We start from the raw sequence: 384 nt of genomic DNA on the forward strand, positions 1-384 counted from the left end.
CGGCGGCGGCGGCGGGGGGGGGGGGGGAGGCGGAGGCGGCGGGGGCGGCGGCGGGGGCGGCGGAGCCGCTTCCGGTGCGCCGAAGTTGTAGGTCACGCCACCCAGCAGCGAGTGCGAGCGGAAGCGACCATCGTACGCGCTGCCGCGCTGGTCGAACAGGTTGACGTTGTCCGCGTTGAAGAAGCGATACTTCAGCGAGACGTCGACATGGTCGCTCAGCGGCGCGCGGATGCCCGCCAGGGCCTGCCACGCGAACACGGTGTCCGAATCGTCGATCAGACGATACGACTGACGCGGATCCAGCGTCGCCTTGACGCGGGCGACACCGGCACCACCGCCGACGAAGCCCTGCAGACCATCGTCCGCACCGAAGTCGAGCAGGCC

The 384-nt window shown here is 71.4% G+C and carries 1 protein-coding gene; it reads right to left on the reverse strand.

The annotated features are described in order from the left end of the window. Positions 1-384 (reverse strand): outer membrane protein (locus tag ACFC3J_RS22865; RefSeq protein ID WP_375198197.1); only part of this gene is annotated, 384 nt, incomplete at both ends.

It is taken from the genome of Sphingobium sp. (assembly GCF_041987595.1).
Lineage (GTDB): Bacteria > Pseudomonadota > Alphaproteobacteria > Sphingomonadales > Sphingomonadaceae > Sphingobium.